The sequence below is a fragment of the Streptomyces cyaneofuscatus genome (assembly GCF_042718795.1).
Taxonomy (GTDB): Bacteria; Actinomycetota; Actinomycetes; order Streptomycetales; family Streptomycetaceae; genus Streptomyces; species Streptomyces cyaneofuscatus_A.
Map to the genome: position 1 here is coordinate 80,886 of NZ_JBHXOX010000005.1, position 25,740 is coordinate 106,625.

At 68.8% G+C, this 25,740-nt stretch carries 20 protein-coding genes and 2 pseudogenes; 11 read left to right on the forward strand and 11 right to left on the reverse strand.

Translation table 11 applies throughout. The annotated features are described in order from the left end of the window. Positions 1-31 precede the first annotated feature (31 nt). Both ACFWRT_RS06550 and ACFWRT_RS06555 read left to right on the forward strand, forming a co-directional pair. Positions 32-1,237 carry a glycoside hydrolase family 1 protein gene (locus ACFWRT_RS06550; RefSeq protein WP_380953049.1) on the forward strand — a complete coding sequence of 402 codons (1,206 nt, stop codon included), beginning with the start codon at positions 32-34 and terminating at the stop codon, positions 1,235-1,237. 162 nt (positions 1,238-1,399) lie between these two features. Then, positions 1,400-2,863 (forward strand): glucoamylase family protein, encoded by a 1,464-nt coding sequence (locus ACFWRT_RS06555; protein ID WP_380953050.1) that lies wholly within the window; start codon positions 1,400-1,402, stop codon positions 2,861-2,863. A gap of 47 nt (positions 2,864-2,910) precedes the next feature. On the opposite strand, the pseudogene ACFWRT_RS06560 reads toward ACFWRT_RS06555, so the two are convergent. Beyond that, positions 2,911-3,204: pseudogene (locus ACFWRT_RS06560) on the reverse strand (DUF3027 domain-containing protein); the annotation flags it as partial. A gap of 140 nt (positions 3,205-3,344) precedes the next feature. On the opposite strand from ACFWRT_RS06560, the pseudogene ACFWRT_RS06565 reads away from it, so the two are divergent. After that, a pseudogene (locus tag ACFWRT_RS06565) lies at positions 3,345-4,028 on the forward strand (tyrosine-type recombinase/integrase); the annotation flags it as partial. 282 nt (positions 4,029-4,310) lie between these two features. On the opposite strand, the gene ACFWRT_RS06570 reads toward ACFWRT_RS06565, so the two are convergent. From ACFWRT_RS06570 to ACFWRT_RS06580, 3 genes are all read right to left on the reverse strand, one after another. Further along, a complete protein-coding gene (locus ACFWRT_RS06570) occupies positions 4,311-4,670 on the reverse strand; it encodes a hypothetical protein (RefSeq protein ID WP_380953051.1) in 360 nt (119 codons plus the stop codon). A gap of 1 nt (position 4,671) precedes the next feature. After that, the gene (locus ACFWRT_RS06575; protein ID WP_380953052.1) at positions 4,672-11,724 is read right to left on the reverse strand and encodes a polymorphic toxin-type HINT domain-containing protein; all 7,053 of its coding nucleotides are present in this window, start codon (positions 11,722-11,724) and stop codon (positions 4,672-4,674) included. Positions 11,725-11,841: 117 nt separating this feature from the next. Further along, entirely contained in the window at positions 11,842-15,429 is a 3,588-nt protein-coding gene (locus tag ACFWRT_RS06580; RefSeq protein WP_380953053.1) for a laminin G domain-containing protein, read from the reverse strand. Between ACFWRT_RS06580 and ACFWRT_RS06585 the strand changes: the two genes are divergently transcribed. Further along, the gene (locus ACFWRT_RS06585; RefSeq protein ID WP_380953054.1) at positions 15,428-15,619 is read left to right on the forward strand and encodes a KH domain-containing protein; all 192 of its coding nucleotides are present in this window, start codon (positions 15,428-15,430) and stop codon (positions 15,617-15,619) included. The two genes, ACFWRT_RS06580 and ACFWRT_RS06585, sit on opposite strands and share 2 nt — an antisense overlap. 75 nt (positions 15,620-15,694) lie before the next feature. On the opposite strand, the gene ACFWRT_RS06590 is transcribed toward ACFWRT_RS06585, so the two are convergent. Continuing rightward, a complete protein-coding gene (locus ACFWRT_RS06590) occupies positions 15,695-16,117 on the reverse strand; it encodes a MarR family winged helix-turn-helix transcriptional regulator (RefSeq protein WP_380953055.1) in 423 nt (140 codons plus the stop codon). 225 nt (positions 16,118-16,342) lie between these two features. Here ACFWRT_RS06590 and eno point away from each other — a divergent pair, with 225 nt between their 5' ends. Next, on the forward strand, positions 16,343-17,638 hold the full coding sequence (eno, locus tag ACFWRT_RS06595) for a phosphopyruvate hydratase (RefSeq protein ID WP_380953056.1): 1,296 nt from the start codon (positions 16,343-16,345) through the stop codon (positions 17,636-17,638). 58 nt (positions 17,639-17,696) lie between these two features. Here the strand turns inward: eno and ACFWRT_RS06600 are convergent, their stop codons facing one another. From ACFWRT_RS06600 to ACFWRT_RS06625, 6 genes are all read right to left on the reverse strand, one after another. Then, positions 17,697-18,083 carry a hypothetical protein gene (locus ACFWRT_RS06600; RefSeq protein WP_380953057.1) on the reverse strand — a complete coding sequence of 129 codons (387 nt, stop codon included), beginning with the start codon at positions 18,081-18,083 and terminating at the stop codon, positions 17,697-17,699. Positions 18,084-18,196: 113 nt separating this feature from the next. Continuing rightward, the gene (locus ACFWRT_RS06605) at positions 18,197-18,583 is read right to left on the reverse strand and encodes a hypothetical protein (protein ID WP_380953088.1); all 387 of its coding nucleotides are present in this window, start codon (positions 18,581-18,583) and stop codon (positions 18,197-18,199) included. 37 nt (positions 18,584-18,620) lie between these two features. Next, positions 18,621-19,028, reverse strand: a complete 408-nt coding sequence (locus ACFWRT_RS06610) for a hypothetical protein (RefSeq protein ID WP_380953058.1) — start codon at positions 19,026-19,028, stop codon at positions 18,621-18,623. Then, complete coding sequence (locus ACFWRT_RS06615) at positions 19,007-19,459, reverse strand: hypothetical protein (protein ID WP_380953059.1); 453 nt, start codon at positions 19,457-19,459, stop codon at positions 19,007-19,009. The genes ACFWRT_RS06610 and ACFWRT_RS06615 overlap by 22 nt, the downstream gene beginning before the upstream one ends. Next, positions 19,456-19,761: a hypothetical protein gene (locus ACFWRT_RS06620; protein ID WP_380953060.1), complete on the reverse strand. Its 306-nt coding sequence runs from the start codon at positions 19,759-19,761 to the stop codon at positions 19,456-19,458. The genes ACFWRT_RS06615 and ACFWRT_RS06620 overlap by 4 nt, the downstream gene beginning before the upstream one ends. Then, entirely contained in the window at positions 19,758-20,054 is a 297-nt protein-coding gene (locus ACFWRT_RS06625) for a hypothetical protein (protein ID WP_380953061.1), read from the reverse strand. Before ACFWRT_RS06625 ends, ACFWRT_RS06620 begins: the two co-directional genes overlap by 4 nt. Positions 20,055-20,147: 93 nt before the next feature. Here ACFWRT_RS06625 and ACFWRT_RS06630 point away from each other — a divergent pair, with 93 nt between their 5' ends. From ACFWRT_RS06630 to ACFWRT_RS06655, 6 genes are all read left to right on the forward strand, one after another. Beyond that, positions 20,148-20,987: a helix-turn-helix domain-containing protein gene (locus tag ACFWRT_RS06630; RefSeq protein WP_380953089.1), complete on the forward strand. Its 840-nt coding sequence runs from the start codon at positions 20,148-20,150 to the stop codon at positions 20,985-20,987. Further along, positions 20,984-21,199 (forward strand): DUF397 domain-containing protein, encoded by a 216-nt coding sequence (locus ACFWRT_RS06635; protein WP_380953062.1) that lies wholly within the window; start codon positions 20,984-20,986, stop codon positions 21,197-21,199. Before ACFWRT_RS06630 ends, ACFWRT_RS06635 begins: the two co-directional genes overlap by 4 nt. A 170-nt stretch (positions 21,200-21,369) precedes the next feature. Next, complete coding sequence (locus ACFWRT_RS06640; RefSeq protein ID WP_380953063.1) at positions 21,370-21,657, forward strand: hypothetical protein; 288 nt, start codon at positions 21,370-21,372, stop codon at positions 21,655-21,657. Continuing rightward, positions 21,650-22,258, forward strand: a complete 609-nt coding sequence (locus tag ACFWRT_RS06645; RefSeq protein ID WP_380953064.1) for a DUF6879 family protein — start codon at positions 21,650-21,652, stop codon at positions 22,256-22,258. Before ACFWRT_RS06640 ends, ACFWRT_RS06645 begins: the two co-directional genes overlap by 8 nt. Further along, complete coding sequence (locus tag ACFWRT_RS06650) at positions 22,259-24,658, forward strand: ATP-binding protein (RefSeq protein WP_380953065.1); 2,400 nt, start codon at positions 22,259-22,261, stop codon at positions 24,656-24,658. It abuts the gene before it with no gap. Then, positions 24,655-25,635, forward strand: a complete 981-nt coding sequence (locus ACFWRT_RS06655) for a GNAT family N-acetyltransferase (protein ID WP_380953066.1) — start codon at positions 24,655-24,657, stop codon at positions 25,633-25,635. The genes ACFWRT_RS06650 and ACFWRT_RS06655 overlap by 4 nt, the downstream gene beginning before the upstream one ends. The last annotated feature ends 105 nt before the right edge of the window (positions 25,636-25,740 follow it).

Sequence of the window (25,740 nt, forward strand, 5' to 3'; positions counted from 1 at the left end):
CCTCACCACCCCACCAGAAAGACATGTCGCGATGACGAACACCCCTGCTCCCGTCCCGTTCCCCGAGGGCTTCCTCTGGGGCGCCTCGACGGCCGCGCACCAGATCGAGGGCAACAACACCAACAGCGACTGGTGGATCAAGGAGCACACCGCCGGTACGCACATCCAGGAGCCGAGCCTGGACGCCTGCGACAGCTACCACCGCTGGCCCGAGGACATGGACCTGCTGGCCTCGCTGGGCTTCACCGACTACCGGTTCTCCATCGAGTGGGCCCGCATCGAGCCCGTCGAGGGCACCTTCTCGCGCGCCGAACTCGCCCACTACCGGCGGATGGTGGAGGGCGCGATCGCCCGCGGCCTGCGCCCGATGGTGACGCTGCACCACTTCACGGTGCCGCAGTGGTTCGAGGCGCGCGGCGGCTGGACGGCCGAGGGTGCGACGGAACTGTTCGCGCGGTACGTGGCAGCCTGCGCACCGGTGATCTCCGAAGGCGTACGCCACGTCTGCACGATCAACGAGCCGAACATGATCGCCGTGATGGCGGGCCAGGCCAAGCGCGGCGACATCGGCTTCCCGCCCGCCGGCCTGCCCACCCCCGACGACGAGACGACCCAGGCGGTCATCGCCGCCCACCACGCGGCCGTCAAGGAGGTCCGGGCGCTGGACGCGGGCATCCAGGTCGGCTGGACCATCGCCAACCAGGTCTACCAGGCGCTCCCCGGCGCGGAGGACGTCACGGCCGCCTACCGCCACCCGCGCGAGGACGTGTTCATCGAGGCGGCGCGCGGCGACGACTGGATCGGCGTGCAGTCCTACACCCGTACGCGGATCGGCCCGGACGGCCCGATCCCGGCGCCCGACGACGTCGAACGCACCCTCACCCAGTGGGAGTTCTACCCGAGCGCGGTCGGCGAGGCGCTGCGGCACACGGCCGAGGTGGTCGGCGACGTCCCGCTGATCGTCACGGAGAACGGCATCGCCACGGCCGACGACACCCGCCGCGCGGACTACTACGCGGGCGCGCTGAACGAGGTGGCCGCCGCGCTGGCGGACGGCATCGACATCCAGGGCTACCTGGCGTGGAGCGCGCTGGACAACTACGAGTGGGGCTCGTTCACGCCGACGTTCGGCCTGATCGCGGTGGACTGGCAGACCTTCGAGCGCACGCCGCGCGACTCGGTGAAGTGGCTGGGCTCGCTGGGCCGCACACGCGAACTCCCGCGCACAGCAGCGTAATTTGGGCGTCCCCGTTGTCACAGGGGACGCCCCCGATACGGGGAGCCACCTGACGGCTCCCTCCGGCGCGGGAGCCGGCGGAACCTGACGACCGCCGGCTCCCGAACCGCCCGTACGAGCACAGTTCTCCTCTTCCCTCTTCTGCCACCAGGAGCCGGACCGATGGACCGTCGCACGTTTCTCACCGCCGCAGGGACCGGAGCCGCGGCCCTGTCGCTCGGAGCCGTCACCGCCCCGTCCGCCGGGGCGGCCGCCCCGCCCGACCCACGCCTCCTGCACCACTGGTTCCGCGACACGTACCGCTCGCTGGAGGCCATGACGACGGAGTTCGGCCTGGTCACCGACAAGATCGACCTGAGCGCCCCCGGAGCCCCCGTCCAGTCGGTCCAGACCTCACCCACCAACATCGGCTGCGGCCTCTGGTCGACGGTGGCCGCGGCGGGCCTCGGGGTGATCGGCGAGAGCGCGATGCTCCGGTCCCTGACCCGTACGGTCGCGGCTGTGGAGAAACTGGAACGCCACCACGGCTTCTGGCTCAACTGGTATGACGCGCACGACGGTTCGGTGCTCACCGAGTGGCCGGGCACGGGCGACCCGGTGCGCCCGTTCCTCTCCTCGGTGGACAACGCGTGGCTGGTGACGGGTCTGCGGATAGCCGCCGAAGCGGCACCGACGCTACGCCCCCGCATCAACCGCATCCTGTCGACGGCGAATTGGTCGTACTTCTACACGCCGTACGACCCGGCGGACCCGGTAGCGGGCCCCGGCCAACTGCGCGGCGGCGTCTGGACGGACACGGACGAGCCGACCCCCCACCACTACGGCGCCCTCAACACCGAGCCACGAATGGCGAGTTACCTGGGCATCGCGGACGGCTCACTCCCCACCGACCACTACTGGCACCTGCTGCGGACGATGCTGCCGGAGCACGACCAGGAGCAGAGCCCCGGCGGCGGCTACGCGACGGTCGACGGCATCCGCGTATGGAACGGCCACTACACCCACCGCGGCCGGAAGCTGATCCCCTCCTGGGGCGGCTCCATGTTCGAGGCGCTGATGGTGCCGCTGTTCGTGCCGGAGCCGCAGTGGTCGCCGCGCGCGTGGGGCCTGACCAACCACCGCTACGTACGCGGCCAGATCGACCACGGCCTGCGGGAGGCGGAGTACGGCTACTGGGGCTTCTCACCCTCCAACGTTCCGGAGGGCGGCTATCAGGAGTACGGGGTCGATGCCCTGGGCCTGGCGGTCGACGGCTACGCCTCCAACACGGACCGCACCCACACGACGGACGGCGCCCCGCTCCCCCCGCCCTCGGCCTTCACCAACGGAGTGGTCACCCCGCACGCCTCGTTCCTGGCCCTGCCGTACGCGGGCCGCGAGGCGGTGGCCAACCTGCGCGCCCTGGAAAGGGACTTCGGCGCGTACGAGGAGGGGCTCGGCTTCCGGGACTCGGTGAACGTGTCCACGGGCCGGGTCAGCGGTTTCATGCTCGCGCTCGACCAGGGCATGGTCATCGCGGCCCTGGCCCAGGAGCTGCGACCGGGCCTGCTGCAACGCCCGTTCCGCACGGGCGGTTTCCGGTCCCGGGTGCGGCCGTTGCTGGAGAGGGAACGGTTCTCGATCTGAGGCGCTGATGCCCCACCAGCCTCAAACTGGTGGGGCATCAGACCTGCTCACACATTGTCAGGCACAGCCCAGCTTCCGGAATCCTCGAATTCCTTACAGCCATCATGCTCGAATCGAATAGTCCCATCGAAAGGCGACGCCGAATTCGCACATGCACCGTAGTCCGACCCGAGTTCCCCTGAGAGCGGGATCCAGAAGCGGCACCCGCCGCACTGTTCGTCGTACCAGGATTCCTTATACTCAGGATCGTCCGTGCGGCGATTCCTTTTCTGGACCCATCGGGAATGGATCTCGTCGAGTTCACCAGGCCGACGTGTCACGTGACCCTCACCCATTGCTAGCCACCACCCAACACTCGCAGGATTCCGTCGATCGAAGTGATGCGCCGGTCAATTTGGACGGCGCGAGATCCGAACCCACCGTCCATCTGCCGCCCGCGATCTCTGGTCAGCACACGAGCGCCCACTTGCTCAGCGAATTGCGCGTCCACGTCTACGGCAGCACGCGGAGGGAAGCCGCCGACAAACTCGCCGAGAAGATCGCCGACAGCAACCGCGGCCTGCTCGTCGCGACGGCCGACAACAACGTGAGCGCCTACCTCACGTACTGGCTGGACGGCGTCGCCGTGCACCACCTGCGGGAGAACACCCACACCCGCTATGCCGCCGCCATCCGCCTCCACCTCCTCTCCAGGCTCGGCGCCAAGAAGCTCGCCCGGCTCACCACCCGCGACGTCCGCACTTTCCTCGACGGACTCCGCACCACCTGCCAGTGCTGCGCCCAGAACCGGGACTCCGTCCGGCGGTCCCGCTGCGCCATCGGCCAGTGCTGCAACAAGCGGCTCTCCCCGCTGACCGTTACGTACGTCCACGCGGTCCTCAAGTCCGCCCTGGAACACGCCGTCCGCGAGGACGAACTTCCGCGCAGCGTCGCCCGGAACATCAAGACGCCCACGCCCCGCCCCCGCCGATTTCAGCCCTTCACCGCCGCCGAAGCCCGACGATTCCTCCACGCGGCCCACGGTGATCGGCTTTACGCCCCGTACGAACTCGCTCTGCGCACCGGACTTCGTAAGGGCGAACTCCTCGGCCTCCACTGGGAAGACCTCGACCTTGACGGCGTCACCGCCGGCGTCTACGCCCACGTCCGACTCCGCCTCCAACGCCAGGCCATCGACACCCTCGGCAACGCCCTTCGCGATGGCGTCGACCCTGGCGACCTACCGCCCACCGTGACGCCCATCCGCTGAAGTTGCCATCAGCGTTGCCGTCAAACGACACAGATGCCCCACCAGTGCTTACTGGTGGGGCATCTGTTATTTCTCACCAAAAACTTGAGAGAAATACTCGCGAAGGGTTCGTCGAATTTCACGATAACACCCGAAAGGGAGCCCTCGCGTTCACTCGCAAGAGGCGACGAAAAGAACCTCAGATGCGACTAATCGAAACTACTCCGTCCCCCTGAGAGGGCCAAATTTCGAGGGGGTGTGGTGATCACCAAGATCCTCGTGCCACGAGCATCGTCGCGCCAGAACATACCCTTCTCCGCCGTTAAGGAGGTACAGCGTCCCGGGGAGCTCTGCCGCCAGTTGGTCACCCAAAATTTGCCCCCTCTCCACACTGGTTGCCTCGCTGATTTCCAGGCGAGCGCAGTAGGGCTGCAGGTGCATCAGCTCAACAGCCGTGAAGAGAACATCGATCCGCGTCTCAAAGCCTTCCACGTTCACGCTGCGCAGGAGCAGCATGGAGTGGCTGACGGAGTACTGCCAAACCTGGAACTCGCGTTCCCACTCTGCGATCTTCGCCATGTCACCCTCCGGAAATAAAACCAGGCTTGGGAACCTGCACTACGGACCCACCTCGATAGAATGTGATGCTATCCCATGAGCGATCACCAACTCGTACGGCCTTCCCCACGTGGTACATCTCCCGTTCCGTCGCAAACCAGTTACTCCCACTACCGTTGCGATAAGCGTTAGAGAACTGCTCGCCGGGATTAGCTCCACGGAACCCGTCGAGTGATACATGAAGCCTGACGTTCGGGTTATGGGCGGCCGCGCGAACCTCAGCCTCCCAAATATCACTATCCAGATAGTGAGTGTACCCCTTGCCTTCGGCGAATCCTCTCAGGCCATTCTTACGAAGCCCCAATGCCACGTCCGTCGGGCATCCACCAGAATTATGCACCAGGACCGGCGTTTCCCCCGCCAGCACATAATACGTGTGGAGATCATCCACGGTGAGGTTGTACGTACGTGCCCGCTTGCTGAAGTCCTTGTTGCCGGTGACGACGACCGTGTCGCCGGCGTCGGTCAGCAAGGTCATCCCCGGCGCGAGGTCACGTGCTGGGACCCAGTCGTTTTCGGAAGGGGACCAGAAGGGATGCTCGTGCGTCGCGGTGAGTTCTTCGATGCCGTCTTCGGTGGCGATGGAGAGGGTGTTGAAGTGCTTGTCGTCCTCGGTCCGAATCAGGCGGGTGACTGTCCGAGGGCCCGCCTCTCCGGTTTCGGGGTCCGTGGCAAGCACTTCGTCCCCGACTTCGACGTCCTCGATCGCTTTGGTGGATCCGTCGGCCATCAGGACCTCGACGCCGGCGAGGAAGCACTTGCAACTGGAGAGGAGCTTCGCCAGTGCCCCGTCCGCCGCGCCGGCGGCGGTGCCCGAAGCGGCTGCTCTCGCGCCAACCCCTGCGACTGCGCGGCCGAGCCCCCACGTGATCAGTGCGATGGCATCGGACACCAGCGCTTCTACGCAGTCGCCCTTTCCGGTGATGCAGTTGATGTTCGCCTGCACACCCCAGGGGTCTTTGCCGACTTCCAGCAGACCCACCGCGTCGGCGGCGTTGCAGAAGGCCTTGGTGTCTCCCTGCCAACCGCTGCCGAAGCACTTGCTCTTCGCCCACTTCTGGGTGAGCTCTTCGTACGAGTCGCCCGGCCAGGCGTACGGCATCGCCCGCATTTCCTGCTCGGTGGGCAGTATGACGCCGTGGACGGCAGGCTGTCCCGTGCCGGATGACGGCGTGTAGCCCCCGGACTTGCCACCGCCGCCACCGCCACCGCCGCCGCCGGAACCGCGGCCACCGGAACTGCCGCCGCCCCCGTGCGGGGTGCCGCGTACGGTGCCGTCGGAGTTCTTGCCGCCATCGGGGTCGCCCTTGGTTCCGCCGTCGGGGCGGGTCCACCCAGCACCGTCGTTGCAGCTGTCACACCACAGGCCGGAGGCGTCGCTGGCGGTGACGGGGGTGTTGTTGGCGTAGGCGTAACCGTTGAGGGACTGGGGCTGGCCGGGACTGAGTACCGGATCGACGCTGATGAACTGCCCGATGGCCGGGTCGTACTGCCTGGCTCCGATGTGGGTGAGGCCGGTGGTCCTGTCGTCGGTCTTGCCGAGGAAGCCCTTGTCGTTCGGCCAGGGGGTCCCGGTGGGGGTGCCTCGTTCGGCACCGAAGGGGCTCGTGTACCGCTTGCTGAAGGACTGGTTGCTGTCGGCGGAGATGGCCAGGCTCTGGGTGCCGTGGCGGTCGCCGGCGAGATAGGTGAGCTTGTTGGCGCCGCTCTCGTTGGAGCGGACAGCGACGGTCAGCTCCCCCGCCGCGTAGGTGCGCTGTGCCCAGGTGGTGCCGTTGGCCCTGAGGTGGAGCTCTGTGGCTCCGGCGTAGAGGACCCTCTCGCCGCCCTGGGTGGCGCGGATGAGGAGGGTGCCGTCGGCAGCGTAGACGTAGTCGGTGGACTTGCCGGATTCGGTGAGCTTGGTGAGCCTGCCTTCATCGGACCAGAGGAGGTCCTGCTTTCCGGTACGGCCGGGGCGCTCGGTGGTGTTGCCCGTGACGTCGTAGACGTAGCCGCGTTCGGGCACGGAGCAGTTGGCCGTGGTGCTGGTGCCGGTGAGGGTGTGGGGCTGGTCGCCCTCATAGCAGTAGGTGGTCGAGGTGGTACCGCTGTTCCGGTGAACCGATTCCTTCGTGCGTTGACCGGCGAGGTTGTAGGTGTAGCTGTTCCAGTACGGGGCCGGCCCGGACAGGCTCGTGGCGCTGCGGGGGGTCGAGCAGTTCTGGGAGTCGGGTGTCCAGGCTTCGGCCAGGCGGCGGTTGCCGTCGTAGGTGAAGCACTGCGTCTCGGCCGACGACGCGCCACCCACGGTGGTCGGGTCGGTGATGGAGGTGACGTTCCCGGCGGGGTCGAAGGCGTAGTTGAAGTCCTGCAGCATGTACGGATGGGACTGGGTCGTCACGTGGCTGCGGGTAAGCCTGCCGGTGCCCTGCTCGTACGTGTTGGTGACGTAACTCTTCTTGCTGTCCTCACTGTTGGTGGTGCCGAGAACCAGCTGCTGCGCCTGGCTGAGCGCGGAGTAGTCGACGTCCAGCAAGTATCCGGTCGAGCCACCGATCGAGGTGACGTTGCCGACGCTGTCGTAGCCGTATCCGACGGTCTCCGCCGGCAGGCCGCCCAGGGCCGGTTCCTTGCTGTTCTGCAAGGAACCGTCAATGTTGAAGTAGCTGGTGTACGTCAGTGTGCCCGGCGCTCCGGCCTGCACGAACGGGTCGTTGGCCGGGAGCTGGAGCGTGGATGTGACCGGCCGCCCGAGGACGTCGTACTCGGTGACGCTCTTCGTGTACGCCGGCCCGTTCTTGCCACCCGTGTAGCGGATGGAGGAATCGGGCTTGCCCTTGAGCAGACTGTCGTAGGTGTACGCGGTGAGTTGGGTGGCGTCGGTCTTCGTGCCGGACCAGGTCCCAGTCGGTCGGCGGAGTTCGTCGTACTCCGTCAGAACGGACTTTCCACGCTGGTCCGTGCTCTTGACGACCTGGTCGAGAGCGTTGTAGCCGGTCGTCGCCTCGCCCTTGTCCGGGTCGTCCACGAAGGTCTGGCGGCCGAAAAGGTCGTAGCCGTAGATCCATCGGACATTGTCCGGCCCCGTCAGCGATGTCGGCTTGCCGTCCAGGGTGTGGGTGAACTTCGTGGAGGCGTAGGAGGTGCCGAGTCCGGAGCCGAATCCGGCATCGGCCGGGTCCGGGCCCGCGTACTCACGTGTCTCGGTGACTGCCCCGAGTGCGTCGGTGATGCTCCGGGTCGCGGCACCCCCTTGGACGGCGGTTGTCGCGGTGGAGTCGCCCGTGTAGTCGGTGGTCGTGGACCACCTTTCGGCGCCGAACACGTACAGCGTGCTCTTCGAGGAGCGTCCCGCGCCGTCGAAAACCGTCTCGGTCTGGGTGGGTGCCTCACCATATTCGGCCCGGGCGTAGTCACCGTTCGGCGTCTCGGTGTTGTCGAATATGTCGGCGTACGTCTCGTAGGCCAGACCGTGGGAGTCGTAGCGGGTGTCGGTCAGCAGCCGTCCGCCGTGCGGGGTCGGTGTCTGGGTCTGCAGCGGACGCATCAGCGAATCGACGATCGTATAGCTGGTGCTGTAGGTGGTGCCGTCCTTCTTCAGCGTGGAGGTCGAGACCCAGGACTCCTCGGTGCTGCTGACGTGGTAACCGAACGTGCTGTTGGGGCTCTGGGTGCCGCGGACGCGGTTGGGCATCCATACGTCGGTCACCCGGCCAAGGGCGTCGTAGGCGAGTTCGGTCTTCTTCAGGTTCTCGTCGTAGACACGTTCCCGCTGTCCTCGTCGCGCGTCCAGAAAGGCGACCGTGCTGTGTCCCTTGGGGTCGGTCACGACGATCTTGGTCAGCGGGCCCGCAGCGGTGGGGGTGTAGGCGGTGCTGGTGGACTTGCCGAGGGTGTCATAGGTGGCGGTGGATGTCTTCTGCCAGGTCACCGCTCCTGCGGCCCCGTAGCTCTGGGCCCGTCCGGTCCACCTCACCAGGCCCTTGGTCGGTTTCATCGCAGCCGACCAGGTGGTCGCGCCGTCGTAGGCGACAGCGGTGTCGGAGAGCACATCGCCGCGCCGCGTGGAGGCCGTCGGAAGGTCGAGGCCGCTGTCGGCAACGCCGCAGGCCCTGCCGACCGCCCGGGTCCGGGAGGCGAAGGCCGTCAGTCCGGCGTCGTCGTCCCGGGCGTACCAGGTGACCTTGCAGGTCTCGTCGCCGCTCTTCGCGTTGTCACCGCGGTCCTCCACCTTCGACGGCATACCGTAGTCGTCATAGGTGGTCGAGACGGTACGGGCCCGCCAGGTCTTGGGGACCGTCAGATAGGTGTGCGTGGTGGAGGCCTTCGTCCGCATGAACCGTGCCACGTGGTCCCCGGCCCCGGGCACGTCCGACTGGCGGGCGGTCTCCTTCGACCACGGCTCTTCGCTGGTCGCGCTGACAGCGGTCGCACCGTCGTAGGTAACCTGCTGACGAAGGAAGCCGGCGTACTCGTCACTGTCCCGGATCGACGCCAGGCCGAGCGCGGGAGAGGCCAGCGGGGCGACGCTGACGCTGCGGGTGGGCCCGTCCTTCTGCTTGTCCCCGTCCATGCCCTGCATGTACAGCGAGACGGTTCTCGAACGGGTCGTGCCCGTGGCTCCGGAGTACACCGTCACCTGGCGGTATCCACGCCATCCGGACCAGGTCCGCTCCGCCGTCGGTGTGAACGGATCGTCACTGTGGTGCCAGGCCGCACCGGCGTACTGGTAGGCGTGCTCGACCGTGTCGTTCTGCCCGGCGGGGTCGGACACCGTCACGGCGAGGACCCGGTACTTGTGGAACCAGTCCACCGACGCGTTCTCGGCTCCGTTGATGTTCCAGTACTGCGGGTAGCAGTTGCGGGTGTTGGTGTCCTGAGCCGCATCGATGACCTGGCTGCGCACGCACTCGGGGGCGGAGAGAGTGACCGTGGTGATCGCACCGGTCTCCGAGGTGACCGTGGAGACACGTGGCCTGGTGAGCGGGAGGACGTCCTCCGTCGCGTCGACCCGGTTGGGGCGCATCTGGTACGTGAACGAGATCGGGTTCAGTCCGATCGCTGTGCCGGCCTTGCCGGTCCGCTTGAGGGACTGGAGCGCCAGGACATGGTCGCTGGTGTCATCGATGTCGCCGCCGTCCAGATACTTCTGGGTCAGGACCCAGGAGTCCACGGGCTGATACGTGCGCGTAGCAGCCGCCCAGGAGAAGGTGTCCACCCCGGTGACACGCTTGCGGGAGAAGAACGACGGGGACGATGACAGGCATTCGTCGTCCCCGCTGGAGCAGATCGCGTCGAAGGGCACGTCGGGCCAGTTGTCGGAGGTCGCTTCCGTCAGCGACGCGCAGCTCGACACGGTGCACCGCTCGGCGTGGCTGAACGTGACCTTGCCATCGGCGTCGTCGGTGAACAGGGCGCCCTTGCGCAGGCCGTACTTGATCTCCTGGAGGTAACCGCCGCGCACGTAGGAGGCGTTGGCGGTCTCCGACTTGTTCTTCTTGTAGTAGTTCGACTCCTTCGCATACCAGTAGGTGGAGGCGTTGCCGTGGACGTCCTCGACGTAGTCGAGATTCCAGCGCCACGCCTGCGTGAGCGACCGGGCCGCGAAGGTGCTGCCCTTCTCGTAGCCCGGTTCTCCGGAGTCGTCGCCGAAGACCGGTGCGGTCCAGGTGGAGTTGGTGCGCTGGTCGGTGGCGCCGTCGAGTTTGTCCAGCCCGAAGACGTACCGTGTGCCGTCCCCGGTGACGACGGTCCAGTACTCACCGTCGTCGTCCTTGTTGTCCGCACCGGTGGAGCGGACGACCTTCGAGGCGTCGTCGCCCTCCAACCGCCACGTTTCCGTGCCGGTGCCCTTCACCAGGCGGGAGGACTTGCCGTTCAGGACCAGCCTTGCGTTGTCGTACTTCCAGCACTGGTCGAAGACATCGTCGTGTCCGTCGTCGTCGCACGATCCGTAAGCCCGCTCGACGTACGACTCCGTGAGGGAGAAGCCCTCGCCGACCGCGCTGCCCTGGTTGTTCGTGGTCGCTGTGCGGCCGTCGATACTTCCCGAGTCGTACGAGAGGGAGAGTGCCGGGACCGGGCCTGCGGCAGGGGAGGGAAGCGTGAAGCCGTAGGACCATGCGAACGAACCGGAACTGCCGCCGGCCTGCCACGACGAGGACTCCGACAGCTGCGTCGCCGAATAGTTCCCGGTGCCTGACGGCGAAGCGCCGGAACCCGCTCCGGCGGCGGTGACCGCCAGGACGGTGGTGCCCGGGGTACCGGTGCCCAGCCGCGCCGAGAGACCATCCATGTTCCCGGTCAGTGCCACCTGGGCCGAGACGGACTGCTCACGGACGTTGTTGGCAGACTTCAGAGGGATCTGCTTGCGACAGGCGTCCTTCTCCGGTGTCGTCAGGACACACGACGGCAGCGCCACCAGGCGCAGGCGTTGTGCCCAGCCGCCGCCCACCGTCGAGGCGAAGGCCGAGTAGTCGACAGTGATGTCGGTCGGCCCGGGAGTGTCCGTCTCGGCGGTCAGCATTACGCCGGTGAGACCCGCCCTCTTCGCGGCGTCCCGGTCCAGGACCGTGATCCGGGCCGCTGAGGGTTCTGCCCCCGTGGGCTGCGCGAGCGTCCCGGGCTTCAGCCTCGTTTCGGGCTTCGCGCCGACGGTGACCGGGAGACCGCCCGGCGCGGCTCTGCCTGCCTTGCCGCCGCTGTACTTCACCGTTGCCGTGCCCCGCCCGGGCCAGGCGCTCCGCTGCTCGGTCACCGCACGCCGGGCCTGCTCGGCGTTGGCCTTCTTGTCCTTGGCCACCCGGTCCCGGGCCCGCTTCGCGCCCAGGGAGTCGACTGCCTTGACCTTGCTCACCCGCTGATCGGGAAGGGCCGTACGCCCCAGACCCCCTGCGGTATCCGCCGCCTGCGCCACCGACACCGTGCCGACCGGGGCGATGAGCGCCAGAGCCAGCGCGTGGACCAGGATTCGCCTGCGTCTCCGGCGCGCACCAGCCACCCAGTTGTTTGTTGTGCCTATGCCAAAAGCCATCAGTTCCGCCCCACCCCGTCGGGAAAATGGTTGATCCACTGGAGATACAGCTCCGGCCGATCCCGGCCCGGCCCGGGCAGCGGCCGTATACCGCCACTGCCCGAGCGCTCTGCCCCGTCAGTCGCCCACGCTGGTCCCGACCTGCTCGGCACTGGCCATCGCCCCTGCCCAGAGCCGGACTTCCGCGATCCGGGCCGGCAGGTGGTGCTTCCAGCCGCCCGCCGTGAAACCCTTGCCGATGGCGAAGTCACCCGAGCCGAGCTTGGCCGAGAACTCCTGATCCTCACCGTTCTGGTTGTGGCCCAGATAGAGGCTGATCGTTCCCGACTGGGCATCGTGTGTTCCGGTCAGACGGACCATCCCGTCCAACGCGGCCACCTCGTCGGACACGACCGAGGAGAACGTCCCGTCGGCGTTCAGGCGACCGAAGTGCCACACGCCGACCGGCACAGTGCGTTCCTCGAAGGTCTCCTCATCCAGAACGGTGTCGTGCCCGGTCAGCTGGTACCAGAAGCCCCACGCCGAGCCGTCCGCCGTTCGCTGCCCGACGACTTGGCCGATATATCCCACGCTCTTGGACGCGAGCTTCCCCGCGTCCAGAGCCGCCAGGGCGGTGACGGTGAAGGAGCCCGTGTCGTCGACGAGGGGACCCGCGACCGCCGCCGCGTCGTCCACACCGTCCAGGACGATCTCTTCGCCCTCGACCACCGCTCCTCCGGACAGCGTCAATGACCTGCCGTAGCCGGACGTCGTGTCGGCGATCGTGCTGCCCGAGGCGCCGCCCGGGGACCACCCAGCCACCAACTCCGCACCCGCGAAGGTCTCCGAGGTCAGCAGACGGGCCTCTGAGGCGATTTCCGCCGCCGAGAGCACCCGCTGCCAGACAGCGACCTCGTCAATGCTGCCCTTGAACGGGAGACCGTACTGCCCCGCCGACTTGTAGCGGCCGAACTGCATGTTCCCGGTGGACGACCACGACCCCACGACGGTGGTGTTGGTGCCCTCCAGGCGGCCGTTCACGTACAGCTTCAAGGTACTCAGATCCGGATCGTAGGTGCCCGCCACATGGGTCCAGACCCCAACCCGGGCAGGCGTGACCGCCTTTCGTCCCCAGTAGGCCTCTCCCGTGTTCTGGTCCTTCTCCTTCACTCCGAAGTACCAGGTGTCATAGGGCTTCTCGTAGCTCAGGACGAAGGGGCTGTACTGTGCCCCGTCCTGTGACAGGACCACACTGGTGGTGTCCTTGCTGTCCAAACGCACCCACGTCGAGAAGGAGTAGCCGGATCGGGTCTCCAGAACCGGGCCGCTCGTGGCCGCGTGCGCGCCGGTCCCGTTCAGCAGGAGCCCTCGGTCGGTCAGCGGCTGCGCCAGCGGGGCCCCTGCCGCGTCATGGGTGATCACTCCGCGTCGCCCGCGGTCGTCGCGTAGGGCACCAGCGGCCAATGTCGCGTCGCGACGAGGAGATCCTCCCGCGGTCGCCGAATCCACTGCCACGCCACTCGCCTCGCCGAAATGCCAGCGGCTCACCGGTCCCTCACCCGCGGCAACGAGGAAGTCGACCACGCTCTCGGCGCCCCATCGGCCCACATTGTCCTTGGCCTGGACGTAGAGCCGATGCGTTCCCGACCTCGCGGGGACGATGTCACGCGTCACGGTCGAGCCGGAGCCGGCGGCGAGCCAGTCGTTCGTGAGACTCAGCCGGTACTGGTAGGCGACGTTGTTGGTGTCGCCAGCAGCCGGAGCGAAGGTGAACTTTCCGGCTACACCCGGGCCTCCGGCCGTGCTGCAGTCATTGGGCAGGCACTCCTTGTACGGAGCCCCGAAAGTGATCTTGGGAGCCTTGGGTACCGTCGGATCCACCTTGAAGTAACACGGTGCGGTGTAGCCAGTGTTGAGCCGATTTGTACCGCCCTCGTAATACGACATCGTGAGCGCCTTCAACCGGTACTGCACACCTTCTTGCAGGGCGGGCAGGCTCCTGGACTGTTTCACCAGGTTGCCCACATAGCCGGAGCTGGGCCCGTCGAGATCGGTGTGGGCCGTCACCCACGCCGAGCCGTCCCACTTGTCCGTACGCCACCGGATCCGAAGGTTGGCGCCGGACTCGCCGCCCGCCGCGATCCGCGGCTTGCCGGTGGCCAGAGGCATAGGGTCGCTCACCATGCTCGGGGAGGCGGAGTTGGTCGAGCAGACGTGGCCCGAACCCGTGGCCAGGCCCACCTCGGAGGGCAGCGAGGGAAGGGCGACGTACTTGACCGCGAGCACGGCGTCGTTGCGGAACCGCTTCCACGCCGAGGTGTCTCCCTCGTCGTGCGCCCTGAGCTGCAGGGTCAGCCTGGAGAACTTGCCCGCCGCGAAGTCACGGACCGTCGGGGTGAGGTTCTCGTTGGTCTCCTCCGGGTTGTCCCTGAATTCGATCGGCGCGTCGGGTGAGTCCGGGTCACACAGGGACCCGCGTCCCGCGGATACGTTCCTGTCGCCCATGAGGTCCAATTCCTTGGGACGGGAGGACCAGGTGGTCGAGGAAGAGATGTTGTCCGTGCGAACCAGGTCCACCCAGCGCGGACTGCACTGGAAGGCCCAGGGCTCCGTCACCCGGAAGGTGGCGTCCAGAACGTTCTTGCCCTTCAGATTGGCGGGTGAGAACTCGAAGTAGAGACGCTGCACATAGCCGGGACCGCAGTAGTAGCCCGACCAGGAACCGCACTTTCCGGCGCCCTTGCCGAGCTCGTCGTCGCCATTGCCCCACCCGTAGGACTCGTAGCCGTCCGACCGCAGCAGGGTCCGCTCCGCCTCGCCCCAGGTGACCGTCGGGTCGATGTAGAGGGGGAAGTCCGCGGGGTCCGTGCCGGTCAGCATGCCGAGGTCCGGCACTACACCGAGTGAGCCCGAGGTGATCTTCACATCCATGGTCTTCACCGTGTCGCCGGCCAGCGGCTCGACTCCCGCGGCCGCTCCCGCGCCGGTTTCGGCGACGCGCGGAGCCGCAGCCGCTGCCTCACCGGCGCGCATCGTCGTCCGCGGCGCTTGCGCGGCTCCCGCCGAGTCCCACATCTGCGCCGGCGGAGCGCGGAAGACCCGCTTACCATCCGCATCGACTGCGGTGAGGTTGCCGGCCTCCCCTTTGACGATCTTCAGCCCGTCGGCCTTCAGGGAGTAGTCGATCTGTTTGAGGTCCGACCGCGCCGCAGCCTGGGGAGTCTTGACGATCAGGACGTGCCGGAAGCCCTCGGCCGAGGCGGTCACCTTGAGGTCGACACCATCCTTGACGTCCCGGTAGAGCGCGCTCGCCCCGTCCAGTTCCGGAGCGGGCAGACTGCCAAGCCAGCCCAGTTCGAGCGACCGCCCGCGCTCCTCGATCCTGACCAGAGGGCTGTCGGCCCCACCTGCGGAGAACTCCATCTGCACGGACGCCGCCTCTGGCACAACCGTGCCGTCGGGATTCCGCTTCAGCGTGGGGTCGGGCGCCTGCCACCCTCCGCCGGACTTGGCAACACGGACCGGAATCGCGGACTCCTCCAGAGTGAAGGTGAAGCCGTCCGGGTTGGCATAGACGGTCGTGCGCTCCGACCGCTCACCGACGACCTCTATCTGCGCGCCGGAGTCCTTCGCGCTCGCCAGAGCCTGCTGAGCCTCCGTCAATGGCGCAGATTCCCCGGCGGCAGCCGCCGCTGCAGCCGCGACGGAGCCCACAGCCGGAGCCATGGACAGCATCACGGCCGCCGCGACACAAGAACTCAGAAGTGCTCTACGTCTGCCGCTTGAACCGTCGCCTCTGTATATCCGCGCCATACCCGTCCCCCACCCTGGACAAAATCTGAACAAGATCCGTCGCATTTCAGGGGCACGCTTCGATCCTCAGCCAGGAAGCGAAGATTCCGTGATTATTTTGTGATCAAGATCAGGGAACGTCTCGCACTAAGTGGCCTTTTAGCTATCCTCGACGGTCCGGATCTTCACACGGGCACGCCTAGTGCGCCGCGAGCCTCTCCACCAGCCCGATCCCCCGTGCCAGCAGCTCCCGCTCCTCGACCGTCAGTTCCGACTCGATCGCTCGCGCGAGCCAGTCCGTCCTGCGCCCCCGCTCCTCCTCCAGCAGCGCCTGCCCGGCGGTGGAGAGTTCGACCAGGCTCTTGCGGCCGTCGGTCGGGTGGGCGCGGCGGGTGATCAGGCCCTGGTCCATGAGCAGGCCGACGGCGCGGGCCATGGACTGGGGGCGGACGCGCTGGTCGGCGGCGAGTTCGCTGGTGGTCATCGCACCGCTGCGGTCCAGGGCACCGAGGACGGCCACCTGGCCGAGCGGCATCTGGTCCTCCAGCTTCACGCGGCGCGTGAGCTTGCCCATCGCGGTGCGCAGTTCGGCCGCGACGGCGGTGGATTCCGGAAGGGACATACCGAATGTTAACGCGGGCCTGCCGCACCAGCATGCCTCTCCCGCAGCAGAACTGTGCAGCCCATCTGCACAGCTAAGCTCAACAGCACAACTGCGCAGCATTGCTGTAGAGTCTGTCGAGCCGGGTACCGCGCCACCGTCGCCGCAGCCGAACCCGGCAGAACGCATGCGATACGCGACATGCAACGCGCGGCATGCGACATGCGACAACGGGAGGGCATCCCCATGACTGCCATCACCTCCGTCACCGGCCGCACCGTCCTCGACAGCCGGGGCAACCCCACCGTCGAAGTGGACGTCGAACTGGCCGACGGGTCCATCGGCCGGGCCGCAGTCCCCTCCGGCGCCTCCACCGGCGCCCGTGAGGCCGTGGAGCTCCGCGACGGCGACCCCGCCCGCTGGCACGGCAAGGGCGTCGACCAGGCCGTACGCAACGTGAACACGGAGCTGGCCGCTGCCGTCACCGGGCGCGAGGCCGAGGACCAGGCCGGGCTCGACGCCGTCCTCGTCGCCGTCGACGGCACCCCCGCCAAGTCCCGGCTCGGCGCCAACGCGGTCCTCGGGGTCTCCCTGGCCGCCGCGAAGGCCGCGGCCGCCGCCCACCGCCTGCCCCTCTACCGCTACCTCGGCGGCTCCGACGCCCGGCTCCTGCCCGTGCCGATGATGAACATCGTCAACGGGGGCGCGCACGCCGACAATCCGCTGGACTTCCAGGAGTTCATGATCGCCCCGATCGGCGCGGCCACCTTCGCCGAGGCGGTACGCATGGGCTCGGAGGTCTTCCACACCCTGCGCCGCGACCTCCTCGCCGCCGGGCACTCCACCGGCGTGGGCGACGAGGGCGGCTTCGCCCCCTCCCTGCGCACCGCCGAGGAGGCCCTCGACTTCGTCGTGGCAGCCGTCGAACGCGCCGGCTACCGGCCGGGCACCGACATCGGCCTGGTCATGGACCCGGCAGCCTCGGAGTTCTTCCGCGACGGCGTCTACGACTACACCGGGGCGGGCGTGCGCCGCACCCCCGCCGAACAGGCCGACCACCTGGTCACGTTGATCGACTCCTACCCCATCGTGTCGATCGAGGACCCCATGGCCGAGGACGACCTCCCGGGCTGGCGGGACCTGACCGCCCGCGTCGGTGCGCGCTGCCAGCTCACCGGCGACGACGTCTTCTGCACCGACGAGACCATCCTGCGCGAGGGGATCGCCTCCGGCGTCGCCAACTCCGTTCTGGTGAAGGTCAATCAGATCGGCACCCTGACGGAGGCCCTGGCCACCGTGGACACCGCCCACCGGGCCGGCTACACCGTCGTCATGTCGCACCGGTCGGGAGAGACCGAGGACACGACCATCGCGGACCTGGCGGTGGCCACCGGCTGCGGCCAGATCAAGACCGGCTCGCTGTCCCGCTCCGACCGCACCGCCAAGTACAACCAACTTATGCGAATCGAAGAGCAGTTGGGCGACAGTGCTCAGTACGCGGGTGCGCGGCAGGCGCTGCGGGTCGGCACAGCGGTGAGCTGAACGGCCGGAAGGGCCGGGAGCCTGAGCTCCCGGCCCTCGTCACATCGCGGCGCGTGGTTCAGTTGCCGATGCCGGAGCTGCCCACGCCCGTGTTGCCGATGCCGTGGCTGCCGAGGCCCGTGTTGCCGAGACCGGCGTTGCCGATGCCGCCGTTCTCGATGCCCGCGTTGCCCAGACCCCAGTTGGCGATCCCGGCGTTGCCCAGACCCGAGTTGGCGATGCCCGCGTTGCCGATGCCGGAGTTCTCGATCCCGGCGTTGCCCAGGCCCCAGTTGGCGATGCCCGCGTTGCCCGCGCCGCCGTTGTAGAGGCCCGCGCTGCCGACGCCCGTGTTGCCGATGCCGGAGCTGCCCACGCTGTCGGCGCTCGCCGTACCGGCGCCGCAGAGGGCCAGAGCGGCGGCGGCACCGAGCGCGGTCGTCACGCGGATAAGGGTCGTGCGCATCGTGGCATACCTCCCATTTAGGAAACCTTGCCGCTATCCCTAGCACGCGGCCGGGCCGGATCCGGGGATGCCCGCCTGACACCGCCGTACGCTCACCAGCGCGAGTGGTCCCCCTACGCCCCGTCCGGCGGGTCGGGCCGGGGCGCGGCGGGGTCCGGCCACCCGCCGACGTACGCGTCCAGCGCCTCCATCGTGGGGTCCACGACGTCCCAGTCGTGTACGGAGGGGTGCCCGGCGAACAGCCCGCACGCGTCCCCGCTCCGCGCGTCGGTCGCCGGGCACCAGGCCAGCCCCGCGAGCCGCGCCTTGTCCCCCTTCCACCGCACCCAGACCGCCTCGCGGTTCGCGTCGTCGTCCCACAGCAGGCACGCGTGGTCGTCGTCGTGAGCCTCGCCGAGTTCGCACAGGACGTACCCGGCCTGCGGCGGGTTCCCGGGCGCGGCCAGGCGCACCACGTGGTCCGGCGGTGGCAGCAGGGCCACGGCGGTGCACTGCTTCACGGGGCGCTTCATACGGCGGAAGACCTCCGGTCGGCCGTCAGGCCTCGTCGTTGCCGTCGGGCGACCCGATCAGGTCGCCGAGGGGGTCGGTCACGTGGAAGGAGTGCGGGTCGGGGTGATGGTCGAAGTACGCGCACGGGGTGATGGTGCGGGTGGCCAGCTCGCGGAGACGGGCGGGGCACACGGGCAGGGTGGCCAGCCGGTAGACGCGGTGGGCGCCCGCGCCGGTCCACAGCAGCCACAGGTCCTGGTCCACGTCCGGGGTCTGGGCCGCCCAGAGGTACGCGGCGTGCTCGACGGACTCGTCGTGCTCGCCCAGCTCGCAGAGCAGGAACTCGTCCGGGGCGAGTACGTCGGCGGGGCGCTCGGGGCCGCCCTCCATGGTGGCGAGCGCAAGAAGCGCCTCGTGGTACGGAACGTCGGTCACGGCGGTGCACTGGAGCACGGCGTCAGATCTCCTCCCTGCGATGACGGTTCTTCGGGCGGTACGGGGGTGGCGAGCGGCCGGGCCGGGCCGACCGGCCATCCGGCGAGGGTGACGTGCAGCCCGATGGCGGGGTCGACCACCGTGAGCAGGGCGGGGCGCCCGGACGCGAGGGCTCTCATGGCCTCGTCCTGGCGGTCCGCGTCGCCCGCCCACGCCCGAAGCCCTTCCGGGGCGTCCGAGCCGTGGAAGGTGATCTGCCGGACGTCCCTCGCCCTGAGCCACAAAGGGGCGGGCGGCAGGTCCCGCCCGTGGCCGTCCGCCAGGCGCAGCGCCTGCCTGCGCAGCCACCGGAGGACGAGCCTGCGGTTCGGTACGGCGATTCCGCCGAGCGACAGGACCCTCCCGCCGGCCGTCGCGGTGACGGCGGCCACGTAATCCAGGTCCCTCATGCGGCACGCTCGCCGGCGCCGGAGCCGTCACCCGGGCCGACCACCAGGCACCGCAGGCGGTCGGCCGCCGCCTCGATCGCGTGCAGCACCGCCTTTCGCTCCGCGTCCCGGTCGGTGATCGCCGCGTCCAACTCCGCGAGGAACAGGGCCCGGTAGTCGGGGTCGGAGGCGATACGTCGCAGCTCGGCGCAGGGCGCGTCGGGCTCGGCGGCCCGGCGGTCGGTGAGCGTGAGCGCCCGCGTCAGGCGGGCGACCCGGCGGCGTAGGCGCTGCCAGGAGGTTGCTCTCGCCGGGGCGTTCACAGCACCTCCCCCCGGCTGCGGGCGTTGAGGCGTGCGATTCGGGCGCGGAGCTGTTCCATGACGAGCGCGGGGCGTACATGGCGGGGCTCGGCCTCCCACTCGATCCCGCCGCCCACCGGGCGGAGGGACCAGCGCGGGCCGGCGACCCCTCGGAACTCGCCCACGCGGTCACCGCGGCTCATATCGGCCAAGAGCGCGCCGGACACCGGAAGTTCAGGAGGCACCGGAAGTTCAGGAGGCGCGGGGAGCTCAGGAGGCTCCTGGATATTCGGACGCGTGTCCTCGCCGTACACCGATAGTTCCTCTCCGTAGCTGAACGACTACCGGGGCGGCTCAGCGTGACCTAGCGTGGAATCACCTTCAACGTTGCAGGGGTGGAGAGAACGTTGGTCAACGTCAAGAAGTTGAACCCGGACGCAAGCCCGGAAGCGGCCTTCGGAGCGCGTCTGCGCAGTGAGCGCGAGGCGCGGGGCTGGCGGCAGGACGACCTCGCCGGGCGGATCGGGTACACCGGGCGCCATGTCTCCGGGGTGGAAACTTGTCACAAGTCCCCAACTCGCAAGTTCTCGATGGCCGTTGATGTCGCACTGGGGTTCGTAGGGGCGGCGGAGTCGTTCGAGCGCGAGTGGCGGATGATCGAGCACGGGGTGCTGTTGCAGGGCTTCCCCGAGTACGTGGACCTGGAGGGCCGGGCGGCGGAGATCAGGCTGTTCGAGGTGGGCGTCATTCCCGGTCTGCTGCAGACGCGGGAGTACGCGCAGGCGCTGGATGACGGAGCGGTCGAGCGAGGAATCGTCACGCGTGAACAGGCCGACGAGCGCGTCGCGTTCCTCATGGCGCGTCAGGCCGCGCTGCTACGGGACGTACCGCCCGTGCTGATCGCCGTGCTGGACGAGAGCTGCATCCGTCGGCCGGTCGGCGGACCGGAGGTCATGGAGGCGCAGTTGCAGTATCTGATCGACTTCGCCGCGCAGCCCCACACCACACTCCAGATCTCCCCGTACAGCGTCGGCGAGCGCCGTCCCTTCAACCGGTCGGTGAACCTGCTGACCCTCCAGGACCGGTCCGTCGTCTCCTATGTCGAGTCCGAGACGCAGGGGTATCTGGACCGCGAAATCAGCTCCGTCGTTCCGCTGGTGAGGGCCTACCATCAGTCCCAGAACGTGTCTCTGTCGCAGACAGATTCCGTGGACATGATCCACCAGCACCGGAAGGGCACCCCGTGACGACCGAAACGACGACCCAGCAGTGGGTCAAGTCCTCCTACAGCGGCAACGGCGGCACCTGCGTCGAGTGGGCCCCGGGCACCGCGACCACCACCGGCACCGTCCCCGTACGCGACTCGAAGAACACGACCGGCCCGCGCCTGCACGTGAGCGCCGAGGCGTTCTCGTCCTTCGTCACGGGCGTCAAGGCCGGTCATCTCGAAGGCTTCTGACCGGCCAGCAGTTCGGCCAGGCACACCAAGCGCTCAGGGCGCCCACCGTGGTGGGCGCCCTGAGCGCTTCTCCGGAGCACGTACTCGCCCACCGGACCAACGCCTGGGCGTGTCCATCGGCTTACGCTAACGTGGCACTCCAGGGATACAACTGCACACGGAGTGTGATCATGGTGGAAGGCGTCTGGAGCCCCGACCCACAAGCATCCTTTCTCCGACGGCTCGGCATCGCGCCCACCGACCCCGGAAGCGGTCGCGAAACCGGCAGCGGCGGTGAGAGCGGCTGCCCGGATGTCTGGGAGCTGGACAACGGGGACGTCGTCGTGATCGGACGCGACCTGACCGAGAACTACGCAGGTGCCCTGCCTCCCGGGGTCAGTGTCGGCGCGGGCGAGCGGCTCGTGGTGATCCCCCGGGGAATGGCGAGGGCCGTACGGATGGATGCCCCGCATGGTTGAGGAGTTGGCGGACACACCGGGTGAGCGGCTGCTCGGCGACGCCTACGCGGCGGACTTCGACCGGTACTTCTGGCAGATCGGTGAGCCGGGGTTCTGGAAGCTGGAGCGCCTCCAGGAATTCCAGGAGCCCACCGACGACAGTTGGGTCGCCTTCTCGAAGGGGGACTGGCCGGAGGCCATGCGCCTGCTGGAAAGCCGCCGCGGGGCGCTTACCGGGCACTACGCCAAACTCAGGGCCCACGGCTTCGAGACCTGGCGAATCCGGGTCGTGGAGCAGCCCCTCACCGACTACATGCGCTGGGAGTTGCGCCTGCTCCTCCTGCGGGACGAACTCGGCGGTCACACCCGGGTGATCGACGCCGGGAAGGTCCGCGCGCATGAGCAGGCCGGGCCTCTGCCTGAGTTGATCACCCTCGGCGACGATGTGGTGTACCGCCTGCTCTACGACGAGAACGGGCTGCAAGAGGGCGGCGTCCGCTACACCGGGAGCGGTCTGGTCGCCCGGTGCCGGGAGTTCGTGCGGGCGTTGTACCAGGACGGCGAGAGCATCGGCGGATTCTGCGCCCGTGCGGGGTTGCTTCCATCCGGAGGAGAGCAGTGAATGGCACGCCCGCCCGACGAGCCTCCCCCCGTGGAGTCCCACTCCGATCTGTCCGGCTCCGCCCATGACGTGGTGCAGGCCGGGAACGTGTTCGGCGGGGTCCACTTCCACCAGGAGACGGCCCCGGAACGTTCCACGGCACCCCGGCAGCTACCGGGGGAAATAGGGGGTTTCGTCAACCGCCTCCACGAGGTCGGCGCTCTCGACGCGATCCTGAGCCGTCGGACGGGCGGCGCTTCGAGGGCCACCGGGGTCTACCTCATCACCGGAACCGCCGGTGTGGGGAAGACCTCTCTCGCCCTGCACTGGGCGCACGGGGTGCGTGAGCGTTTTCCCGGCGGCCAGCTCTACATCAATCTCCGCGGCTACGACCCGGGGGAACCGGTCACCGCCGAGCAGGCGCTGGAGCACTTCCTGCGTGCGCTGGGCGTCGCCCCCTCGGCCGTACCGGCGCGGCTGGAGGACCGTTCGGCCCTGTTCCGGTCGCTCCTGGCCGATCAGCGCACACTCGTGGTCCTGGACAACGCGGCGACCGTCAGTCAGGTCCGGCCACTCCTGCCGGGGAACCCGGACTGCCTGGTGCTGGTGACCAGCAGACACCGCTTCTCCGGCCTGGTCGCCAGGGACGGCGCCCACCGGCTCGTACTCGACGTGTTCTCCGAGCAGGATGCCGTGCGGCTGCTGCACACGGTGACGTCGCAGTACCGGGTGCTCTCCGACTCCGACGCGGACCTGGCCGAACTGGCCCGGCTGTGCGCCCGGTTGCCCCTCGCCCTGCGGATCGCCGCCGAGCGGGCGTCGAGCCGGCCGCTGATGCCCCTGGACGAGCTGATCGCCGACCTGCGCGACGAATCGGCGCTGTGGGGCGCTCTGACGGCCGAGGAGGACGACGAATCCGACGCGGTGCGTACCGTCTTCGCCTGGTCGTACCGGGCTCTGCCGGAGGAGGCCGCACGGCTGTTCCGGCTGCTGGGCCTCCATCCGGGACCCGAGTTCGGCCTGTCCGCCGCCGCCTCACTCGCCGGCACCACCACGCTCGTGGCACGTCGGCAGCTCGACGTCCTCACGGGAGCGCACGTTCTCGAGCAGGCGGCGTACGGCAGGTTCCAGTTCCATGATCTCCTGCGGATCTACGCCGCTCACCAGGCCTCGCAGTACGAGGACGAGGCGACCAGGGGCAGCGCCCTGGACCGGGTGCTGCATCACTACCTCCTCACCCTGGCCGGCGCGATCGCCCGCATCACCCCGCTCGACCGGCCTGTTCCGCTGCCCGAACCGCTCCCTCACGTGGTGGTGCGGGAGTTCACCGAACGCGCCGACGCCCTGAAGTGGTTCGAGGAGGAGCAGGCCAATCTGGTGGCGGCGGTCCGAACGGCGGCGGCCGAGGGGCGGCACGAGGTGGCGTGGCGGATCGCCGCCCTGTTGCGCAGCGTCTACGTGAGCCGCAACCCTTTCCAGGAATGGATCAGCGTCTCCACGACCGGGCTCGCCTCGGCCGGCGCCATCGGCGACCAGCGGGGGCAGGCGGAGATGCGCGACAGCCTCGGCAAGGCGTACCTCCAGTCGCAGCGGCTGTCGGAGGCGGAGCCGCACCACCGTGAAGCGCTGCGGCTACGCCGGGAATCAGCCGACCGCTACGGCGAGGGCATCGCTGTGAACGCCCTCGGCCTGATCGAGTGGCGGCGCCGGAATCTCGGTGGAGCCGAAGAGCGGTTCGAGGAAGGACGGGAGATCTTCCGCGGCCTGGCGGACACCCGCTGGGAGGCGCTGCTCCTGTCGAACCTGGGAATGACCCGGTTCGACGGTCTGCGGCTCGATGCCGCGACGGAGGACCTCACCGCGGCGGTCCGGCTCTGCCAGGAGGCAGGAGACCGGGCCTACGAGGGGAACGCGCTGTTCTACCTGTCGATGACGCAACGCGAGCAGGGCGATCCGGATACCGCGCTGTCCACCCTCCGGCAAGCACTCGACATCAGCCGGACCGATCGGCTCACCGCCTGGGGAGCCTTCTGGCTCCTGGAGCTCGCGCGCATCCAGCGCGCGCTGGGAGAGCCGGGTCAGGCCCTCGTGTCCTGTCAGGAATCCGCCCTGGCCCAACGGCAGATAGGTGACCGCAACCGCGAGGCCGCGGCGTACGACTGCACGGGCGAGACCTACCGCGACCTCGGCCGCTTCGGCGAGGCGGCCGAGTTCCACCGCATGGCTGTCACCACCTACCGCGCCGGCGGCGACCGGTGGGCACTCGCGCATGCGCTGGTCAACCTGGCCCTGGCACTGGCCGACGCGGGCGACGCGGAGCAGGCCGCCGCGCACGCTGCCGAGGCCTCGGCAGCGCTCAGCGGCTTCGACGACGCACGCGCCACGGCCCAGCGCCGGCGGATCGAGGGGCTGGTCCGGTGAATGAGCGCCTCCTGGCCGGACCCGTGTCCGACCCGACCGGCCTGCTGACGGAACGGCACAACCGGAGATGGGCCCGGATCGACTCCCGGGTGGCTCCCCTGCCCCCGCCGGCGGACGACAGGGAGCTCGTCATCGCACGCGGGAAGGACGCGATGGCGGCCGGACGGATCGCGGAGTACCGGTTCGGCGAGAACACCTACGAGGCCCTGTGGGGCCCGCTGCTCCGCCACGTACTTCAGGTACGCGTCACCGGGCAGGATCCCGCGGCCGCCCTCGACGAAGTGCTGACCGGGCTGCTCGGGCGCCTCGGCGCCCCTGCCACCCCCGGCGACGGGCCCGGCACGCAGCCGGGGTCCGACCAGGCCGCCGTCCTCACGTGGCCCAGCCTCGACACGGCCTGCGCGGCTCCCCTGGTCCGGCATGGATTCGCCCCCTTGACCTCCCTGGTCCACCGACCGCTGGAGGGGCGACCAGCGGCGGTGAGCGACGCCTCCGTACGCGTCGCTCTGCCGGGCGACCTGGAGTGGCTCAACGGACAGGCGGAAGCGCTGCACCTCTTCGAGAGAAGTCTGGGGGTGCTGCCCCGGCGGCCCGCTCTGCGTGCCCTCCTGGCGGAGGAGCTGGCCTCCGCCCTGACGGGTGAGCACTCGTTCGTCCTGGTCTCGGTGGCCGACGGGGTGCCCGTCGGGTTCCTGCAGGGGCAGTTCCCTCACGGGGCGTGGATCGAGAGGCAGGTCACCACGGGGCCCACAGGGTATCTGTCCCGGCTGTTCGTCGTACCGGAGGCGCGGGGGAGGTCGGTGGGCCGCGCGCTGATCGCCGCCGCGCACGAGGCGCTGCGGGCTCGTGGTGCGCGGTCCGTGCTGCTGCACCACAGCTTGCACAACCCGCTCGCCGCACCCCTGTGGGCGCGCGTGGGCTATCGCCCGGTGCTGACGACCTGGACGAGGAGGCCCGGGGCGGCCGCCGAACGCTGACCGGGGACACACGTCGGGAAAAACGCAGAGGGGTAGGCGGAGTGGAAGCGGAACTGGTGGGGCTGGCTTCCTCAGGGGCCACGGCACTGGTGGGGCTGATGGTGT

Coding starts and splice junctions, on each gene's coding strand:
- ACFWRT_RS06550 (WP_380953049.1), top strand. CDS start 32: ATGACGAACACCCCTGCTCCCGTCCCGTTCCCCGAGGGCTTCCTCTGG.
- ACFWRT_RS06555 (WP_380953050.1), top strand. CDS start 1,400: ATGGACCGTCGCACGTTTCTCACCGCCGCAGGGACCGGAGCCGCGGCC.
- ACFWRT_RS06570 (WP_380953051.1), bottom strand. CDS start 4,670: ATGGCGAAGATCGCAGAGTGGGAACGCGAGTTCCAGGTTTGGCAGTAC.
- ACFWRT_RS06575 (WP_380953052.1), bottom strand. CDS start 11,724: ATGGCTTTTGGCATAGGCACAACAAACAACTGGGTGGCTGGTGCGCGC.
- ACFWRT_RS06585 (WP_380953054.1), top strand. CDS start 15,428: ATGGACAGCATCACGGCCGCCGCGACACAAGAACTCAGAAGTGCTCTA.
- ACFWRT_RS06580 (WP_380953053.1), bottom strand. CDS start 15,429: ATGGCTCCGGCTGTGGGCTCCGTCGCGGCTGCAGCGGCGGCTGCCGCC.
- ACFWRT_RS06590 (WP_380953055.1), bottom strand. CDS start 16,117: ATGTCCCTTCCGGAATCCACCGCCGTCGCGGCCGAACTGCGCACCGCG.
- eno (WP_380953056.1), top strand. CDS start 16,343: ATGACTGCCATCACCTCCGTCACCGGCCGCACCGTCCTCGACAGCCGG.
- ACFWRT_RS06600 (WP_380953057.1), bottom strand. CDS start 18,083: ATGCGCACGACCCTTATCCGCGTGACGACCGCGCTCGGTGCCGCCGCC.
- ACFWRT_RS06615 (WP_380953059.1), bottom strand. CDS start 19,459: ATGAGGGACCTGGATTACGTGGCCGCCGTCACCGCGACGGCCGGCGGG.
- ACFWRT_RS06640 (WP_380953063.1), top strand. CDS start 21,370: ATGGTGGAAGGCGTCTGGAGCCCCGACCCACAAGCATCCTTTCTCCGA.
- ACFWRT_RS06645 (WP_380953064.1), top strand. CDS start 21,650: ATGGTTGAGGAGTTGGCGGACACACCGGGTGAGCGGCTGCTCGGCGAC.
- ACFWRT_RS06650 (WP_380953065.1), top strand. CDS start 22,259: ATGGCACGCCCGCCCGACGAGCCTCCCCCCGTGGAGTCCCACTCCGAT.